Annotated in this window: 18 protein-coding genes; 6 read left to right on the top strand and 12 right to left on the bottom strand. The window is 71.4% G+C overall.

What is annotated here, in order from left to right; genetic code table 11:
• Positions 1 to 67 precede the first annotated feature (67 nt).
• The 3 genes from CYJ76_RS03465 to ychF form a co-directional block, all read right to left on the bottom strand.
• Positions 68 to 430, bottom strand: coding sequence for a recombinase family protein (locus CYJ76_RS03465; RefSeq protein WP_238138133.1), 363 nt, complete (start codon positions 428 to 430; stop codon positions 68 to 70).
• A gap of 199 nt (positions 431 to 629) precedes the next feature.
• Complete coding sequence (locus CYJ76_RS03460) at positions 630 to 1,511, bottom strand: MerR family DNA-binding transcriptional regulator (protein ID WP_101849246.1); 882 nt, start codon at positions 1,509 to 1,511, stop codon at positions 630 to 632.
• Positions 1,512 to 1,638: 127 nt separating this feature from the next.
• Positions 1,639 to 2,724: a redox-regulated ATPase YchF gene (ychF, locus tag CYJ76_RS03455; protein WP_101849245.1), complete on the bottom strand. Its 1,086-nt coding sequence runs from the start codon at positions 2,722 to 2,724 to the stop codon at positions 1,639 to 1,641.
• 112 nt (positions 2,725 to 2,836) lie between these two features.
• On the opposite strand from ychF, the gene CYJ76_RS03450 reads away from it, so the two are divergent.
• Complete coding sequence (locus tag CYJ76_RS03450) at positions 2,837 to 4,081, top strand: DNA recombination protein RmuC (RefSeq protein ID WP_101849251.1); 1,245 nt, start codon at positions 2,837 to 2,839, stop codon at positions 4,079 to 4,081.
• Here CYJ76_RS03450 and CYJ76_RS03445 read toward each other — a convergent pair.
• The 3 genes from CYJ76_RS03445 to CYJ76_RS03435 form a co-directional block, all read right to left on the bottom strand.
• Entirely contained in the window at positions 4,025 to 4,585 is a 561-nt protein-coding gene (locus tag CYJ76_RS03445) for a universal stress protein (RefSeq protein ID WP_070703423.1), read from the bottom strand. The genes CYJ76_RS03450 and CYJ76_RS03445 overlap by 57 nt on opposite strands.
• A gap of 11 nt (positions 4,586 to 4,596) precedes the next feature.
• Positions 4,597 to 6,072 (bottom strand): MFS transporter, encoded by a 1,476-nt coding sequence (locus tag CYJ76_RS03440; RefSeq protein WP_070703422.1) that lies wholly within the window; start codon positions 6,070 to 6,072, stop codon positions 4,597 to 4,599.
• Between the two features lie 125 nt (positions 6,073 to 6,197).
• Positions 6,198 to 7,217, bottom strand: a complete 1,020-nt coding sequence (locus tag CYJ76_RS03435; RefSeq protein WP_070703421.1) for a 4-hydroxy-3-methylbut-2-enyl diphosphate reductase — start codon at positions 7,215 to 7,217, stop codon at positions 6,198 to 6,200.
• 97 nt (positions 7,218 to 7,314) lie between these two features.
• On the opposite strand from CYJ76_RS03435, the gene xseA reads away from it, so the two are divergent.
• The gene (xseA, locus tag CYJ76_RS03430) at positions 7,315 to 8,556 is read left to right on the top strand and encodes an exodeoxyribonuclease VII large subunit (RefSeq protein ID WP_070703425.1); all 1,242 of its coding nucleotides are present in this window, start codon (positions 7,315 to 7,317) and stop codon (positions 8,554 to 8,556) included.
• A gap of 94 nt (positions 8,557 to 8,650) precedes the next feature.
• A complete protein-coding gene (locus CYJ76_RS03425) occupies positions 8,651 to 8,977 on the top strand; it encodes an exodeoxyribonuclease VII small subunit (RefSeq protein ID WP_070703420.1) in 327 nt (108 codons plus the stop codon).
• Here the strand turns inward: CYJ76_RS03425 and CYJ76_RS03420 are convergent.
• Positions 8,950 to 9,567 (bottom strand): DUF4245 domain-containing protein, encoded by a 618-nt coding sequence (locus CYJ76_RS03420; protein WP_180802193.1) that lies wholly within the window; start codon positions 9,565 to 9,567, stop codon positions 8,950 to 8,952. The genes CYJ76_RS03425 and CYJ76_RS03420 overlap by 28 nt on opposite strands.
• An 88-nt stretch (positions 9,568 to 9,655) precedes the next feature.
• On the opposite strand from CYJ76_RS03420, the gene glpX reads away from it, so the two are divergent.
• A complete protein-coding gene (gene glpX, locus CYJ76_RS03415) occupies positions 9,656 to 10,642 on the top strand; it encodes a class II fructose-bisphosphatase (protein WP_070703418.1) in 987 nt (328 codons plus the stop codon).
• A 71-nt stretch (positions 10,643 to 10,713) separates the two neighbouring features.
• Positions 10,714 to 11,328 (top strand): carbonic anhydrase, encoded by a 615-nt coding sequence (locus CYJ76_RS03410; RefSeq protein ID WP_180802192.1) that lies wholly within the window; start codon positions 10,714 to 10,716, stop codon positions 11,326 to 11,328.
• A 71-nt stretch (positions 11,329 to 11,399) separates the two neighbouring features.
• Here the strand turns inward: CYJ76_RS03410 and CYJ76_RS12170 are convergent, their stop codons facing one another.
• The 4 genes from CYJ76_RS12170 to rplM all read right to left on the bottom strand — a co-directional run bounded on the left by CYJ76_RS12170 (position 11,400) and on the right by rplM (position 14,292).
• Positions 11,400 to 11,648 (bottom strand): hypothetical protein, encoded by a 249-nt coding sequence (locus CYJ76_RS12170; protein ID WP_141494172.1) that lies wholly within the window; start codon positions 11,646 to 11,648, stop codon positions 11,400 to 11,402.
• Positions 11,649 to 11,766: 118 nt separating this feature from the next.
• Positions 11,767 to 13,158, bottom strand: coding sequence for a phosphoglucosamine mutase (gene glmM / locus CYJ76_RS03405; RefSeq protein WP_070703424.1), 1,392 nt, complete (start codon positions 13,156 to 13,158; stop codon positions 11,767 to 11,769).
• A 133-nt stretch (positions 13,159 to 13,291) separates the two neighbouring features.
• Complete coding sequence (gene rpsI / locus CYJ76_RS03400; protein WP_414467271.1) at positions 13,292 to 13,801, bottom strand: 30S ribosomal protein S9; 510 nt, start codon at positions 13,799 to 13,801, stop codon at positions 13,292 to 13,294.
• A gap of 41 nt (positions 13,802 to 13,842) precedes the next feature.
• Positions 13,843 to 14,292: a 50S ribosomal protein L13 gene (gene rplM, locus CYJ76_RS03395; protein ID WP_101849243.1), complete on the bottom strand. Its 450-nt coding sequence runs from the start codon at positions 14,290 to 14,292 to the stop codon at positions 13,843 to 13,845.
• A 329-nt stretch (positions 14,293 to 14,621) separates the two neighbouring features.
• Between rplM and CYJ76_RS03390 the strand changes: the two genes are divergently transcribed.
• A complete protein-coding gene (locus tag CYJ76_RS03390) occupies positions 14,622 to 15,122 on the top strand; it encodes a winged helix-turn-helix domain-containing protein (RefSeq protein ID WP_238138132.1) in 501 nt (166 codons plus the stop codon).
• Positions 15,123 to 15,233: 111 nt separating this feature from the next.
• Here the strand turns inward: CYJ76_RS03390 and CYJ76_RS03385 are convergent, their stop codons facing one another.
• Complete coding sequence (locus tag CYJ76_RS03385) at positions 15,234 to 16,502, bottom strand: hypothetical protein (RefSeq protein WP_144043025.1); 1,269 nt, start codon at positions 16,500 to 16,502, stop codon at positions 15,234 to 15,236.
• Between the last annotated feature and the right edge of the window lie 459 nt (positions 16,503 to 16,961).

Here is a 16,961-nt window from a genome sequence, read left to right as displayed (position 1 = left end):
GATCCGAGGGGGTAGAAGTCCTCAGATCATGCCCGGGACCTCGACCCCTACCCCCAAGCACCCACGCTCAACTCCGAAGAGCCCCTATCGTGGACAGGAGGTACTTCGGCTGGTTGCATTGCCCGGCCGACCTCCGCACGTTGTCCTCCAGCTTCGCCACCGCGGCCCGCCAGGTCTGCTCGCTCACGATGGGCGGGAACATCCCATCCTGCACCGGGTAGAACTCGCCCGAGGCGTAGTGCTTGATGTAGCCAGCGTAGAGCGGGTTCGCCAGCAGGTACCGCACGGCATCGACGGAGAACTCCGACCCGCGTGCGGTGAGGTGTCCGGCCTTGTTCAAGTCCTCGCGGATGCGCCGGATCGACAGAGACGGTTCGCCGAGGAACGCGTCGAACGCCCGCCGGACCGCCTCGGCCCCCTCGGGGATCACCTGGCCATCACGCGTCCAGCCGAACGCCTTCCGGGCCGACGTGGGGATTCCCTCGACCCGGCCGCGCCGGGGGGGGGCTTGCTGCGATTCATTCCGCGCCGAGGGCGCCCCACCGGCAGGGCACTCCGCCCGTCCACGAGGCGGCCGAGTCAGACAGCGGTGGGTGAGGACGTCGACCTTACCGCCACGAGTCCATGACTCACGGCAACGTGACGCACCACTCGAGGACGAACCCCTCGTCGGAGACTCTCGTGTGCTGACGCACACAGGAGGGGTCCGCGCCTGATTCCTCCGCCACCACGGCCAGCGCGATCGCGGCAGGCTGCGGGAGGGGGCCGCCGGCGAGCCGTGCCTCGGACCCGTCCGGATCACCGGAGCCGCCCGGGGCAGGGACCTCCGTGGTGACGAATGCCTCAACACGGTCGGGCAGCTCCCCGGTGAGCACCTGGTGCCCGTCGAGGGTGAGGTCCGGCTGCACCGGGGCGTGGACGGCGATGCAGGACACGACCTCGATCACACTCGCGCGGGCCGGGTCGCTGCGAAGCTCGATCCAGGCACGGCCCTCCCCCTCCAGTGGTCCAGCCACGCCCCGGGAGGAGAGCTCGGCGTGGAGCTGCGCTGACAGCTCCTCCAGACGCCCCATGCACTCCGCGGCCGACGCCTCCCCCTCCACGTCATCGGACACCGCCCTGAGGTCGAGGGACACGGCGACACCAGCCCAGCGCTGTGCCGCACGGTCGCGGGTCTGCACCACGCTCGCATCGGTGCTCTGCCACCGCTGGACCTCACCCAGCGCCCAGTCCTCGAGCTCCCGCTGAACGGCCAGCTCGGCCCGTCGCCGGGCGATCAACCCATCGGTCTCGTGTGGATGGGTGAGGGCCTTCCTCATCTCATCGACCCCCATGCCGGAGGCACGCAGCACCCGGAGCAGGGTGGCCTCACGCAACTGCGATCCCCGGTAGGTGCGGTAGCCGTTGAACGGGTCGACCTCTGCGGCCGGGAGCAGACCGATCTCGTCGTAGTACCGGAGGGTCTTCACGCTCAACCCGGTGCTGTAGGCGAACTGGCCGATGCTCATCATGGCGGACTCCTTCTGTCACGTCGTCAGCTCCTGCTGACATCACGACGGTGAGGCATCCAGCGACGGGAGGGTCAACTGCGCCGGCGCACCGCCAGGGGCCACGCTCCGCCTGACGGACGGTCGAGGATCAGACGTTGAAGCGGAACTCCACCACGTCACCGTCGGCCATGACGTAGTCCTTGCCCTCCATGCGGACTCGGCCGGCCTCCTTGGCGGCGTTCATCGAACCGTACTGGTCGAGATCCTCGAAGGACACGACCTCGGCCTTGATGAAGCCCTTCTCGAAGTCCGTGTGGATCACACCGGCGGCCTGCGGGGCGGTCCAGCCCTGGTGGATCGTCCACGCACGGGCCTCCTTGGGCCCGGCCGTCAGGTAGGTCTGCAGGCCCAGGGTGTTGAAGCCCTTGCGTGCCAGCTGGTGCAGGCCCGGCTCGTCGATGCCGACGCTCTCCAGCAGCTCGGCGGCCTCCTCGGCGTCGAGCTCGGCCAGCTCGGACTCCAGCTGCGCGTTGAGGAAGATCGCGTCGGCCGGGGCCACCAGCTCGGACATGCGGCTGCGGAAGTCCTCGTCGGCCACCTGGTTCTCGTCCACGTTGAACACGTAGATGAACGGCTTGGTGGTGAGCAGGCCCAGCTGGGCGGCCAGGTCCATGTCCACGCCCGCGGCGGCCCCCTTGGCGAAGAGCGTGTCGCCGTCCTCCAGCACCTTCTGCGCGGCCAGGGCGGTGTCGAGGACCTCCTTGTCGGTCTTCTTGCCCTTGACCTCCTTCTCCAGGCGCGGGATCGCGTTCTCCAGCGTCTGCAGGTCGGCCAGCACCAGCTCGGTGTTGATGGTCTCCAGGTCACCGGAGGGGTCCACGCGGCCGTCCACGTGGTGCACGTCGTCGTCCTCGAAGGCGCGGACCACCTGGCAGATGGCGTCGGCCTCGCGGATGTTGGCGAGGAACTTGTTGCCCAGGCCCTCACCCTCGGAGGCGCCGCGCACGATGCCGGCGATGTCGACGAAGCTCACCGTGGCCGGCAGGATGCGGGCCGATCCGAAGATCTCGGCGAGGCGCTCCAGACGCTCGTCCGGCAGCGGGACCACGCCCACGTTCGGCTCGATCGTCGCGAACGGGTAGTTCGCGGCGAGCACGTTGTTCTTGGTCAGCGCGTTGAACATGGTCGACTTGCCGACGTTGGGGAGACCGACGATTCCGATGGTGAGTGCCACGGGCGCGGAGTCTACGCGAGCGACCCCGGCGGCCGGCCCGGCACGCTGCCCCCGGTGGCGCCCCCGACGAGGGCCCGCGAGGTTGTCGGAGCCGGGTGGCAGGGTGCGCGCCATGGACTCCGCCACCACCTCCGGCCTCTCCCCCTGGCTCGCCGCGCTGCTGGCCGCACTCGCCCTCGTGGTGGGCGTGGCACTCGGTTGGGCGGCAGCGCGGTCACGCGGCGGCACGGAGCTCGCCCTCGCCCGTCAGCGCGCCGGCTCGATGGCGGAGCGCGCCGACCGCGCCGAGGCCGAGGCCGAGCGGGCACGCGCCCAGGCCGACGAGCTGCAGACCGAGGCGCGCCGCCGCGCCCTCGCCGAGCGCGACACCGCCACCACCCTGGGCCCCCTGCGGGCCTCGCTCGAGCGGGTGGAGAAGCAGGTCACCGCCCTGGAGCGCGACCGCGTGGAGCAGTTCGGCGAGCTCGGCGAGCGTCTGCTGCAGGTGGCGGCCTCCACCGAGCGGCTCGACGCCTCGACCACCTCGCTCGCCGGCTCGCTGGCGGCCAGCGGCGTGCGCGGCACCTGGGGCGAGACGCAGCTGCGGCGCCTGGTGGAGCACGCCGGCCTGGTGCGTCAGGTGGACTTCGACGAGCAGGTGCGCGCCACGAGCCAGCACGACAAGCAGGTGCGGCCGGACATGGTGGTGCGCCTGCCCGGGGAGCGCGTGGTGGTGCTGGACGCCAAGGCCCCGATGACGGCCTTCCTCGCCGCGCAGGACGTGGACGACGCCGACCGACCCGAGCTGCTCGCCCGCCACGCCCGGGCACTGCGCACGCACGTGGACACCCTGGCCGGCAAGGCCTACTGGTCGGCCTTCACACGCTCACCGCAGTTCGTCGTGTGCTTCGTGCCCACCGACGCCACGCTCGCGGCCGCCCTGCAGCACGACGCCGCCCTCTTCGACGACGCGCTGCGCCGCCACGTACTGCTGGCCTCCCCCACCACCACCATGGCCCTGCTGCGCACCGTGGCCCTGGTGTGGCAGCACGAGCAGGTGGGGCAGAACGCCGAGGAGGTGCTGGCCCTGGGACGCGAGCTGCACGACCGCATCGCCACCTCCGCCGGGCACCTGCAGTCCATGGGTCGTCAGCTGACGCGCACCGTGGAGTCCTACAACGCGCTCGTGGGCAGCTTGGAGTCACGTGTGCTGGTGAGCGCCCGCCGCTTCCACGACCTCGGCCTCACCCACGACGACCTCGGGGGCGGCGAGGGGGTCACGGCCTCGCCGCGCCCGCTCACCGCCCCCGAGCTCACCGGGTCAGGCCCCCGGGGTGAGCGGGGGTCTGAACCCGGGCCGACCGGCGAGGCCGGCTGACCGCACCGCCTGCCCGCCCAGCCACCGACCGGCCTGCTCCAGGGCGCCCGGCGGCTGGCCGGAGATCGCCGGTGGCATGACCACCACGGGGCAGCGGGCGTCGGCCAGCAGCCGCTGGGCGAAGAGCGGCTCACCGGTCATCCGGCGCGGGGCGTCGATCACCAGCAGGTCGGCGCCCTCGGCCTGGTCGAGCAGCACGCGCCGGTGACCACCGCGCACGAGGCGCACCTCGGCACCGTGGTCGGGCCCCAGCACCTCGGCCACGTCGGCCTCCAGCGCCAGCTGGGCCCGGGCCAGCACCTGCTCCTCGTTGGAGCCCACCCGGGCGGCCACCACACCGGTGGTGGTGCCGGTGGTGGTCGCGGCCGGCAGCGCGCGGACGGCCACGAGCCGCCCGGCGTTCTGCGCGGCCTGGGCCGCTGCCCACCGCAGGGCGGTGGGTGACTTGGACGTCTCGCTGACGCCCACCACCACGGTGTACGGGTCCTGCACCTGGTCGTCCACGGCGTCTCCTCTCACACCGGCAGCTTGACGGTCTCGTTGCCGTGCTCGTCGAAGCTCGAGAGCGGCGGGGCGATCTCCTCCAGGGACTTGCCCTCGGCGTCCACACCCCAGACGGCGGCCACCAGGGCACCCAGGGCCATGACGGCCGACCCGATGAGGTAGCCGTAGAACATCGGCGCACGGTCGGTGCCGTCACCGATCAGCCAGCCGTAGAACACCGGACCGGTGGCCCCGCAGACCTGCGCGATGGCGAAGAAGTACGAGATCGCCTGACCGCGCACCTCCATCGGGAAGATCTCCGAGACGGTGAGATAACCCGCCGAGGCACCGGCCGAGGCGAAGAAGAACGCCACGCACCAGAAGACGGTGTGCGTGGTGGCCGTGAGCGCCCCGGCGTTGAACAGGAAGGCCGAGACGGTCAGCACGCTCGCGGCCAGGAAGTAGCAGCCACCGATCATCTTGCGGCGCCCGACGGTGTCGAACAACGGTCCCAGCAGGAGCGGGCCGAGCAGGTTGCCCAGCGCGAACGGGAAGAAGTACAGCGCCGCACTGGAGGCGGTCTCCCCGTAGAAGTTCTGCAGCACCAGCGAGTACGTGAAGAAGATGGCGTTGTAGAGGAAGCTCTGCGTGATCATCAGCGTGGCGCCCAGCACGGTGCGCGTCGGGTAGAGCTGGAAGAACACGTAGGCCAGCTGCCGCGGGGTGAGCCCCTCGCGGGCCTTGATCCACATGCCGTCGCGCTTCTCGTCCAGCTGCGGCAGCGTCTTGCCCTCGGCGCGGGCGGTCTCCTCGATGCCCGAGACGACCTCCTCGGCCTCCTGCTGCCTGCCGTGGGTCACCATCCAGCGCGGCGACTCCGGGATGTGACGGCGCAGGTAGATGATCGACAGACCCAGCACCGGGCCCACGAGGAAGGCGATGCGCCAGCCGATGTTCTCCCCGAGGTAGTCCGGGTTGAGCAGGTAGTAGCTGGCGAAGGCGCCGATGCCGGCACCCAGCCAGTAGGTGCCGTTGATGGCCAGGTCCACGCGCCCGCGGTAGCGGCCAGGGATGAGCTCGTCGACGGCCGAGTTCACCGCCGAGTACTCACCACCGATGCCCATGCCTGCCACGAAGCGCAGGGCCAGAAAGACCCACATGTTGGGCGAGAAGGCCGCCAGCCCGGAGGCCGCGAGGTAGACGAACAGCGTGGTGGTGAACATCTTCTTGCGGCCCCACGAGTCCGTGAGCCGGCCGAAGAAGAGGGCACCGACCACCTCGCCCACGAGGTACACGGTGCCCGCCATGCCCACCTGCGCGGGCGACATGTGCAAGGACTTCTCGAAGCCCCCGGCGGCCACCATCTGGATCTCGAGGCCGTCGAGGATCCACGCGGTACCGAGGCCGAAGATCACCATCCAGTGGAAGCGGGTCCACGGCATGTCGTGCATGCGCGCCGGGATGAGACTCCGGATGGGCTTGTCGTCCGGGGCGACGGCTGTGCTCACGGGCACCTCCTGAGGGGTCGTGCCGGACGCGCTCGCCCGGCCTGTCCCTCAGGACACTACGCCGCACCGGGCCGGCGCGCAGGTGGTCCGCGCCCCTGGAGCGGGATCGGCTCCCGCGCCGTCGCTCAGGGCAGCGCGCCGGCGTCGTGCCGGATCTCGGTGGAGGTGTCGTCCATGCCCCGGGCGCGCAGGTCGCGGCGCAGGTCGCCGGGCAGCTGGAAGAGCATCTTCTCCTCGGCCGCGGTCACCACCTGCACGTCGGCGTACCCCCGCGCGGCGAGGTCGTCGAGCAGCTCGCGCACGAGGATCTCCGGCACCGAGGCACCGGAGGAGACGCCCACGGACTCCACGCCCTCGAACCACTCGTCCTGCACCTCGGCGGCGTAGTCCACGAGGTAGCCGTCGCGGGCACCGTGCTCCAGGGCCACCTCCACCAGGCGGCGGGAGTTCGAGGAGTTGCGCGAGCCCACCACGAGCATGAGGTCCAGGTCCGGCGCCATCTGCTTGACGGCGAGCTGCCGGTTCTGGGTGGCGTAGCAGATGTCGTCGCTCGGCGGGTCCTGCAGCGCGGGGAAGCGCTCGCGCAGCAGGCGCACGGTCTCCATCGTCTCGTCGACGCTGAGGGTGGTCTGGCTGAGCCACACCACCTTCTCCGGGTCGCGCACCTGCACGTCGGCCACCGCCTCGGGGCCGTCCACGAGCACCACGTGCTCGGGCGCCTCACCCGAGGTGCCCACCACCTCCTCGTGCCCCTCGTGGCCGATGAGGAGGATGTCGTAGTCGTCGGCAGCGAAGCGCACGGCCTCGCGGTGCACCTTGGTCACCAGCGGGCAGGTCGCGTCGATGGAGCGCAGACTGCGGGCGGCGGCCTCCTCGTGGACGACCGGGGCCACACCGTGCGCGGAGAAGATCACGGTGGCGCCCTCGGGGACCTCCTCGGTCTCCTCCACGAAGACGGCCCCGCGGCGGCGGAGGGTCTCCACCACGTGCTTGTTGTGCACGATCTCCTTGCGCACGTACACCGGGGCGCCGTAGAGCTCGAGGGCCTTCTCGACCGTCACCACAGCCCGGTCGACGCCGGCGCAGTAGCCGCGGGGGGCGGCCAGCAGGACGCGCTTGGTCTCGGGGGTCGTCTGGGTATCCACACCCTGATTCTAGGCGTCGCCCCGGTGCGCCGACAGTCCACCGGCCGCCGCGGTGCGGTGACCGGCCGGCGAGGACCTGCGGCCTAGGGTGGCCGCCATGAGCCAGCCCCCGCAGGCGCTGCCGGAGAAGGCCGCCCAGACCACGCCCGACCAGCCGTGGCCGCTGCGCACCCTGTCGCGCAAGGTCGACGAGTACGTCGACCGGATGTCGCCACTGTGGGTCGAGGGTCAGCTCGTGGAGCTGTCTCGCCGGCAGGGCGCCAAGCTGGTGTGGATGACCCTGCGCGACGTGGACGCAGACCTCTCGATGCGTGTCATGGCCCCCGTGGGCGTGGTCGATGCGGTGCAACCGGCGCTGCAGCAGGGGGCTCGCGTGGTCATGCACGCCAAGCCGCGCTTCTACCCCAAGAACGGCTCGCTCAGCCTGTTCTGCAAGAGCATCCGCCACGTGGGCGTGGGCGAGTTGCTGGCACGGGTGGAGCGGCTGAAGCAACAGCTCACCGCCGAGGGCGTCTTCGATGCCGGCCGCAAGCGCCCGCTGCCCTTCCTCCCCCGCCGCGTCGGCCTGGTGTGCGGGCGCAACTCCGCCGCGGAGAAGGACGTGGTGGAGAACGCGCGGCGCCGCTGGCCCACCGTGCAGTTCGTCATCCAGAACGTGCCGGTGCAGGGGCCGCAGGCGGTCACGGCCGTCATCGCCGCCCTGGAGGAGCTGCAGCGCACGCCGCAGGTGGACGTCGTCGTCATCGCCCGCGGTGGTGGCTCGTTCGAGGACCTGCTGCCGTTCAGCAACGAGGCCATGGTGCGTGCGGTGGCCGCCTGCCCCGTGCCCACGGTGAGCGCCATCGGGCACGACGTGGACAACCCCCTGCTCGACCTCGTGGCCGACGTGCGCGCCTCCACCCCCACCGACGCCGCCAAGCTGGTGGTGCCCGACGCGGCGCACGAGCGCCAGGGCGTCACCCAGGGACGCGAGCGCCTGCGCCGCGCGCTGACCGGCCGGTTGCAGCGGGAACGGCACGGCCTGGAGGCCACGCGCGCCCGCCCGGTGCTGGCCGACCCCATCACCATGGTGAGCCGCCCGCGCGCCGAGCTCGAGGCCGTCGGCGAGCGGGGACGGGCCGCGGTGCGCCGGCGGCTGGCCTCGGAGGAGCAGCGCATCACCTCCACCCGCGGCCACCTCCGGGCGCTGAGCCCACTGGGCACCCTCGAGCGCGGCTACTCGGTGCTGCGCACGCAGGACGGCCGTGTGGTCACCTCGCGCGAGGAGGTGGAGGCCGACCAGCTGCTGCGCGTCACCGTGGCCGACGGCGACTTCGCCGCCCGGGTGGTCGGTGGATGACACCACCGGACGACACCCGCCCCACACCCCGTCCCGGGGCCACGCCCCTGTACGACCCGACGACCACGCACCCCACCCCGCCAGGAGGCACCCGATGAGCCCGACCGAGACCCCCGAGACCGACGGCACCCCCACCGAGGACGCACGCCCCGAGGTGTCCTCCCTCACCTACGAGCAGGCCCGCGAGGAGCTCGTGGGCATCGTGGCCACCCTCGAGCGCGGCGAGCGCCCGCTGGAGGAGGCCATGGAGCTGTGGGAGCGCGGCGAGGCACTGGCCGACCACTGCGCCTCGTGGCTCGACGCTGCCCAGCAGCGCATCACCGACCGGGTCGAGGCCCGGGAGGCCGCGCAGGCCGAGGACACCGGGGAGGCCCCGGCCGCAGGTGGCGCCGGTCAGTCGGAGGCCGACGCCGAGGACTGAGCCCGCGGGGCGCCGTCGAAGCGCAGCGCCTCCACGAGGGCCCGCAACTCGTCCTCCGAGGCGTCGCCGCTGACCACCACGGCCGAGTCGTCCGGGGCGTCCAGCAGCACGGCACCACGCCGCTCGGGGTCCGGGCGCAGCGTGGTACGCCAGGTGCGGCCGTCGGCCTCGATCTCCCCCTGGTACTCGCCGGTGCCGGTCTTGCCCTCGGCCCACGGCACCAGGCCGGCGCGCTCCCCCTCAGGGCCGAGCAGGCGCTGGTCGAGGCTCAGGTGACGCCCCTGCGGGGTGCTGAAGGTCACGTGCCAGGTCTTGTCGGTGCCGTCTGTGCGCAGCTGGGCGTGCGTGGCGCGCCACTCCCCGGACAGCCCCACGGCCTCCACGATGTCGCGGCCGGTCTCGCGCTCTGTGGTGGCGGTCTGCTGCCGCACGTCCACGGTCCGCTCGGGCACCCGGTCGGGCATGGCCACCATCGCCCACCAGACGAGCACGATGGCCACCACGATGAGCGAGGACCACAGCATGCTGCGCCAGGACCCCATCCCACGACGACGAGGAGGGGGCGAGGGCTGCACGGCGGGGTCGGTCATGCCGCGCATTCTCCCACCGCTGACGCGTTAGGCTCACGGGGCCCCGGGTCACCGCCGACGCGTGGGTGACGACGTCCCAGGAGAGTTCATGACCACCACGTCCACGTCCCCGCTGCGCGCCGACCGCAACCTGGCCATGGAGCTGGTCCGCGTCACCGAGGCGGCCTCCATCGCCGGCGCCCGCTGGGTGGGCCGCGGCGAGAAGAACACCGCCGACGGCGCCGCCGTGGCCGCCATGCGCGAGATGATCGCGACCGTCTCGATGAATGGCGTGGTCGTCATCGGCGAGGGCGAGAAGGACAACGCCCCCATGCTCTACAACGGCGAGCGCGTGGGCGACGGCTCCGGCGCCGAGGTGGACGTGGCCGTGGACCCCATCGACGGCACCACGCTGACCGCCAAGGGCATGCCCAACGCGGTGTCCGTGCTGGCCGTGGCCGAGCGCGGCGCGATGTACGACCCGAGCGCCGTGTTCTACATGGAGAAGATCGCCGTCGGCCCGCAGGCCAAGGGGTCCATCGACATCACCGCCTCCACCGGCGACAACGTGCGCGCCGTGGCCAGGGCCCTGGGAAAGCAGGTCGAGGACGTCACCGTGGTGGTGCTCGACCGCCCCCGCCACGACCAGCTCGTGGCCGAGATCCGCGAGGCCGGTGCCCGCATCCGCTTCATCTCCGACGGCGACGTGGCCGGCGCCATCATGGCCGCCCGCCCCGAGTCCGGCATCGACCTGCTCATGGGCATTGGCGGCACCCCGGAGGGCATCATCGCCGCGTGCGCCATGAAGTGCATGGGTGGCGAGATCCAGGGCCGCCTGTGGCCGCAGGACGACGCCGAGCGCCAGAAGGCCCTCGACGCCGGCCTCGACCTGGACGCCGTGCTCACCACCGAGCAGCTGGTCACCGGGGACTGCTACTTCGTCGCCACCGGCATCACCGACGGCGAGCTGCTGGACGGCGTCCGCTTCGGCACCGACGGCGCCCGCACCCACTCCCTGGTGATGCGCTCGGCCTCCGGCACCCTGCGCGAGGTCGTGGGCGACCACCGCCTGCAGAAGGTCGCCGAGGTCCTCTGACGCAGGCCCCGGGGCCCGACGCCGGGCCCCGAGCGCGACTCCTCCCAGCATCGCGTGGTGGGATGACCCCCATGCGCATCGACGACCCGACTCCCGCCCAGGCGTGGAAGATCATGCTCGAGGGCAACGCCCGCTTCGTGGCCGACTCGCCCCTGCACCCCAACCAGGACGCCGCGCGGCGCGCCACGCAGAGCCACGGGCAGGCCCCCTTCGCCACCGTCTTCGGCTGCGCGGACTCCCGGGTGGCCGCGGAGATGATCTTCGACCGCGGCATCGGCGACCTCTTCGTCACGCGCACCGCGGGCCAGATCCTCGACTCCTCGGTGCTGGGCACCCTCGAGTTCGGCAGCCACGTGCTGGACATCCCCCTCATCGTGGTGCTCGGGCACGACTCGTGCGGCGCGGTGAAGGCCGCCATGACCGCGCACGCCAGCGGCGACATGCCCCCCGGCCACCTCTCCGACGTGGTGCAGAAGGTGACCCCGAGCGTGCTGACGGCCCACCGCCAGCAGGTCACCGACGCGCGCGGGATCATGGAGCAGCACGTGGCCGCCACGGTGGACCTGCTGCCCGAGCGTTCCCGCCTCATCGGCGAGCGCCTGGAGTCCGGCACCCTAGGCATCGTCGGGGCGGCCTACGACCTGGCCAACGGCACGGTCCGCGTGGTGGCCCAGCACGGTCTCTGAGAAGGGACCGTGGAACGAGTGAGCCCCCTCCACCCAGTGGGTGGAGGGGGCTCACTCGTGCGGGATCTGACTCAGAAGCCCTTGCCGTTGTTGTCGTACACCGCGAGGTTGTTGTCGGTTTTCGGGCCCACCACGCCACCGAGGGACTCCACACGGATGGAGACGCTGTCACGCTCGGCGGGAGCGAACCAGTGGGCGTCGGACCAGATGAAGTCGGCGTTCGCCCACGCGGCCATCGGACGGGTCAGGGTGATGCGGTAGACACCACACCCGCAGAACACGTACTCGCCCCCGAAGGGGTCGAATATGATCCGAGACACGCGCCATGGTGGTGAAATCCCTTGCGCGCGTGAGTGACACGTCACGACGGGTGGCGCGGTGGATGCAGGGGCGCACCGGTCGCGACGGGGACCGGTGCACCCCTGTCGACGACCCGGATCAGAGGGCGAGCGCGCTGCGCACCACGTCCGCGAGCTGCTCGGCCTTGGCCGCAGCGAGGTCCTGCGTGGGTGCCTCCACCATCACCCGGACCACGGGCTCGGTGCCGGACTTTCGCAGCAGCACACGCCCGCCGGCGCCCAGCTCGGCCTCCACCTCGGCCACGGCGGCAGCGACCGTGGGGTCACCCTCGAGGCGCTCCTTGTCCACGCCCTGCACGTTGATGAGCGTCTGCGGCAGCAGCTGCATGCACGCGGCCAGCTCGGCCAGCGGCGTGCGCGTCTCGGCCACCCGCGCCGCCAGCATGAGCCCGGTCAGCACACCGTCACCCGTGGTGCCGTGGTCGAGCAGGATCACGTGGCCGGACTGCTCACCGCCCAGGGTGTGCCCACCGGCACGCATGTCCTCCAGCACGTAGCGGTCCCCCACCTTGGAGCGCACCACCTGGATGCCGGCGGCCTCCATGGCCTGCACCAGCCCCTGGTTGCTCATGACGGTGGCCACGAGGGTGTCGTTGGCCAGCGCACCGCGGTCCTTCAGGGACAGCGCCAGCAGCGCCATCACCTGGTCGCCGGTCACCTCGTTGCCCTCGGCGTCCACGGCCAGGCAGCGGTCGGCGTCCCCGTCGAAGGCCACACCGAAGTCGGCGCCGTAGGCGGGCACGGCGGCCTGCAGCGGGCCCAGGTGGGTGGACCCGCAGCCGTCGTTGATGTTCAGGCCGTCCGGGGCGTTGCCGATGACGGTCACCTTGGCCCCGGCCTCACGGAAGGCGCGGGGGCCGACCTCGCTGGCCGCACCGTTGGCTGCGTCGATCACCACGTGCAGGCCGTCGAGGCGGTTGGGCAGGGCTGCCAGCAGGTGCTCCACGTAGGCGTCGGCGCCGCGCTCGTAGGGCAGCACGCGCCCCACGCGGGCCCCGGTGGGGCGGTCCCACTGCTCGCCCATGCCCGCCTCGATGCGGTCCTCCATCTCGTCGGGGAGCTTGTAGCCGCCCTCGGCGAAGAACTTGATGCCGTTGTCCGGCATCGGGTTGTGGGAGGCCGACAGCATGGCCCCCAGGGAGGCGTGCGTGGTCTTGGTGAGGAAGGCGATGGCCGGGGTGGGCAGCACGCCGGCGTCGTACACGTCCAGGCCCGCCGAGGCGAGGCCGGCGACCGTGGCCGCGCTCAGGAACTCGCCGCTGGCACGCGGGTCGCGCCCCACGATGGCGTGGGCGCGCACCGAGTGCTCGGGGTCCTCCGCGGCGCTGGCGGCAGGCACCGAGGGGCCGGAGGCATCCGCCGAGGAGAGGACCTCCCGGGCCGCGGAGAGGGACAGGCCGAGGGCGAGCTCGGGCGTGATGTCGGCGTTCGCCAGTCCGCGAGCGCCGTCGGTTCCGAAGAGTCGAGGCATGTCCGGCACTGTACCGACGCGAGCAGGCAGTTCACGGTCCACCAGCCCGTGGCGGGCTTCACAGGCAGGGGGTACGCAGGCACGACGAAGGGCCCCCACCGCAGCGGAGGCCCTTCGAGGTGGTGCCGGGTGGTCAGCGCTTGCTGAACTGCGAGGCCTTGCGGGCCTTCTTGAGACCGGCCTTCTTGCGCTCGGTCGCACGCGGGTCACGCGTGAGGAAGCCGGCCTTCTTGAGGGCCGGGCGGTTGAGCTCGGTGTCGATCTCGTTCAGCGCGCGGGCCACACCCAGACGGACGGCGCCGGCCTGGCCGGACTTGCCGCCGCCGTGGACGCGCACCATCACGTCGAACTGACCGGCGAGCTCCAGCAGGGTCAGCGGGTCGTTGACCTCCTGCTGGTGCAGCTTGTTGGGGAAGTACTCCTCCAGGGAGGAGCCGTTCACGGTCCACTGGCCGGAGCCCGGCACGAGGCGCACGCGGGCCACGGCCTGCTTGCGTCGGCCCAGGCCGGCGCCGGGGCCGGAGGCCATCGGACGGCGCTCGGCACCCTCCTCGGTGGCCACCGGGGCGGACTCGGAGGTGTAGGACGTCATCGGGGCCTCGTCGGCCTCGACGGCGGTGTTCTCGGTGGTGTTCTCAGCCACGGGTTTCTCCTTGGTCGCTTCTCTGCGCAGGGCCCGTGGCCTTACTGCGCAACCTGGGTGATCTCGAAGGGCTGGGGCTGCTGGGCGGCGTGCGGGTGCTCGGCGCCGGCGTAGACCTTCAGCTTGGTGAGCTGCTGACGGCCCAGACGGTTCTTCGGCAGCATGCCGCGCACGGCCTTCTCCACCGCGCGGGTGGGGTGCTTCTCCAGCATCTCGGCGTAGGTCTCCGAGCGCAGACCACCCGGGAAGCCGGAGTGGCGGTAGGCACGCTTCTGGGCGAGCTTGGCGCCGGTCAGGGCCACCTTCTCGGCGTTGATGATGATGACGAAGTCGCCGGTGTCGACGTGGGGCGCGAAGTTCGCCTTGTGCTTGCCGCGCAGCAGCGCTGCGGTGTGGCTCGCGAGGCGGCCGAGCACCACGTCGGTGGCGTCGATGACGTGCCAGACGCGGCCGTCCAGGATCTCCGCCTGCTTCGGGGTGTGGGTACGCATGAATCGCACTTTCTCGAGGGTCGTACAGGGGGTCGCGCGCTGACGGGTGCCGGCCACAGTGGGTCTCGTCCACCTGGTGAGGTGACGGACAGCGTCGTGGTGATGCTCCCGGCGCAGCGCCGACCCCCTAGTTTACGGGCCTCTCCGCCAGCGCCCAAGTCGCTGCCGCCGGGGCTCGAATCGTTGGAACGATGCGGCGTACGGCCGCCTCGACGGGTCCCGCACCGAGCTGTGCACACATGCTGTGCACAGGTATTGTGCACAGCATGGCTCCTCCTCATCCTCCCGCTGGGACCGGCCGCGCCGACCCCCGCGCGCTCGCGCACCCGATGCGGACCCGCCTCGTCACCGAGCTGCGGCTGCACGGCACCGCCACGTCCGCCGACCTCGCGCGGCGACTGGACACGAACACCGGGGTGACCAGTTACCACCTGCGCGCACTCGAGGCCGCCGGGTTCGTCACCGTCGAGGACGGCCCCGGCCGCCGGCGCTTCTGGTCCGCGGTCCAGGACTCCTGGACCCCGGCCGGGGAGCCGGGAGATGCGGGGGAGGCTGACGAGACGGAGGCAGCACTGTCGACCTGGCTCGACCACGACCTGGTGGACCTCTTCACCCGGCGGGCGCACACCCACATCGACACCGCGACCGAGGACCCCACCTGGGCTGCGGCGACCGGCCTGCAGGACGCCACCGTCCTGGTCAGCGCGGATCAGGCCGTGGCCCTCCGCGCCGAGCTGGACGCCGTGCTGGCGCGGTACCGCCGCATCGGGCAGGGGACCCCGGGCGCCCAGCGCGTGGTGGCCTGGACGGCCCTGCTCCCCGTGGATTGAGCGGCCGGCCCCCGCGGGCGGCGGCGCCGCCGAGCGGGTGATGAGACCGAAAACGCCGCAGGGGCGCACGGACCGAAGCGGTCCATGCGCCCCTGCGGGCGGTTGCGCGGATCAGGCGCAGGGGTCCACCGGGCTGGCGGAGGACACAAACGGGGCGATGAGGCCAGAGGCCTCAGCCTTGGCGCGGCCGACGTTGTAGCAGTAGTTCAGCCAGATGTCGGAGTCCGTCGAGGTCAGCGTAAGGCCGTTGTAGAACTCGATCGTCACCGGGATGGAGGCGGACGCCAGACGGTTGGCATCCACACTGGTCCAGGAGTAGGGGATGGTGGTGTGGAGGTAGGCGTCCACACCGGACGGGGCGCCGATCGGCATGACGTCGTTGGCGCTGAAGCCGCGGACATCAGCGGTGCCCTCGGTCCCGGACAGCGTGCGGACAACGGCGTCATCCATGTGGCGGATGCGGAAGCCGGTGGCGCCGGCCGGGGCCACACCGCTGAAGTCCAGACGGCCCAGACGCGCGGTGAAGACGGTGCCATCGATGGCGCCCGGGGTCGGGGCGCCCGGCCAGTCAGCCGGAACCGGCTCGACATAAGCGGAAGCGGTGTAGGTCCAGCCCGCGTCGTTCGGCGTGACGATGTCCGGGTAGGACGTGGTGGTGAGCGGACCGCAGGTGTTCGCGGGACCCTCGGAGAAGCTGAAGCCCTGCAGGCCGTTCTCCAGACCGGTGGCGCTCAGGTAGTAGCCGGTGTCGCCGTCGTAGCAGTAGTTCGCGTACACGGTCACAGGCGGGCAGGCGGCGCCGGTGGTCGGGTCCACGATCGGCTCGAGGCCCTGGGTGAACTGGATGTTCAGCGGCACGGACAGGGAGGCCAGCTTGTTGCCGTCCTCGCGGCCACCGGTACCGGTGGCCTCCACCCACGGGATGGTGGTCTGGATGTACATGTCGGTGTTCACCGGGGCGGTCAGCAGCTGGACGGTGTTCACGGCGTAACCGGTGACGGTCGCCTGACCCTCGACACCGTTCAGGGTGCGAATGATGGCGGTGGCCGGGTCGTCAACGATCTTGAAACCGGTGGCACCCTCGGGCGCGGCGTTGCGCAGGTCCAGGCGGCCGATGCGGATGGTGTAGTGCGTACCGGCGTTGCGGGCGTCCGCGTCCGCACCCCAGTAGGCGGTGTCCGCCCGGAAGCTCGGGTTGGTGGACGCGGAACCGGTGTAGCCAGCACCGGTGTGCACGAACAGCGAACCGGTCGCGGCAATGGAAGCTGCGGTGGGGCAGACGGCAGGAGAGGCGGCGATGGCGGGAGCCTGGGCCGCAATGGCAACAGCCGGAGCGGTCCACGCGGCGCCACGCACCACGGAACGACGGGAGATGGTCATGGGAAGTCCTTTCGAGAACGGGGGAGGCAGCGCCAGTCACGCGACCTCGCGCCCGAAGGTAGCATGCCCCATGGGCGCATCAGCCCCCAACACCGTTCCCCTCCTATTGGAAAAGCTCAGGGCTCCAATTCTCTCCCCATGGAAATCATTTGGGCCTCCATGCGACACAGGCACTTCACCATTCCGTGACATGCGGGGTCGCCGCAGTCGTCACAAAGTGTGAAATGGCTCACCCACAACGACCGCCGAGGCTGGCGGCCAGCCCGGCCCGATCACCCCGGTGCGATCTCCCTCACAGAACGTCTTCCCGCTCGGCACTCTCACAACTTTGTCGCTGAATGCCACTGTGCGCCAAGCCGATCCCACATCCTGTTGCACTTCACCTCATGTTCACTTATTTGGCGCCCAAGGCACCCCTCGTGAGGTTCTGTTTTCCCATGTGGCAAGCGCCACGACATG

Origin of the sequence: Kytococcus schroeteri (genome assembly GCF_002847825.1) — a bacterium.
GTDB classification, from domain to species: Bacteria; Actinomycetota; Actinomycetes; order Actinomycetales; family Dermatophilaceae; genus Kytococcus; species Kytococcus schroeteri.
This window is presented reverse-complemented; position numbering and strand designations above follow the sequence as displayed.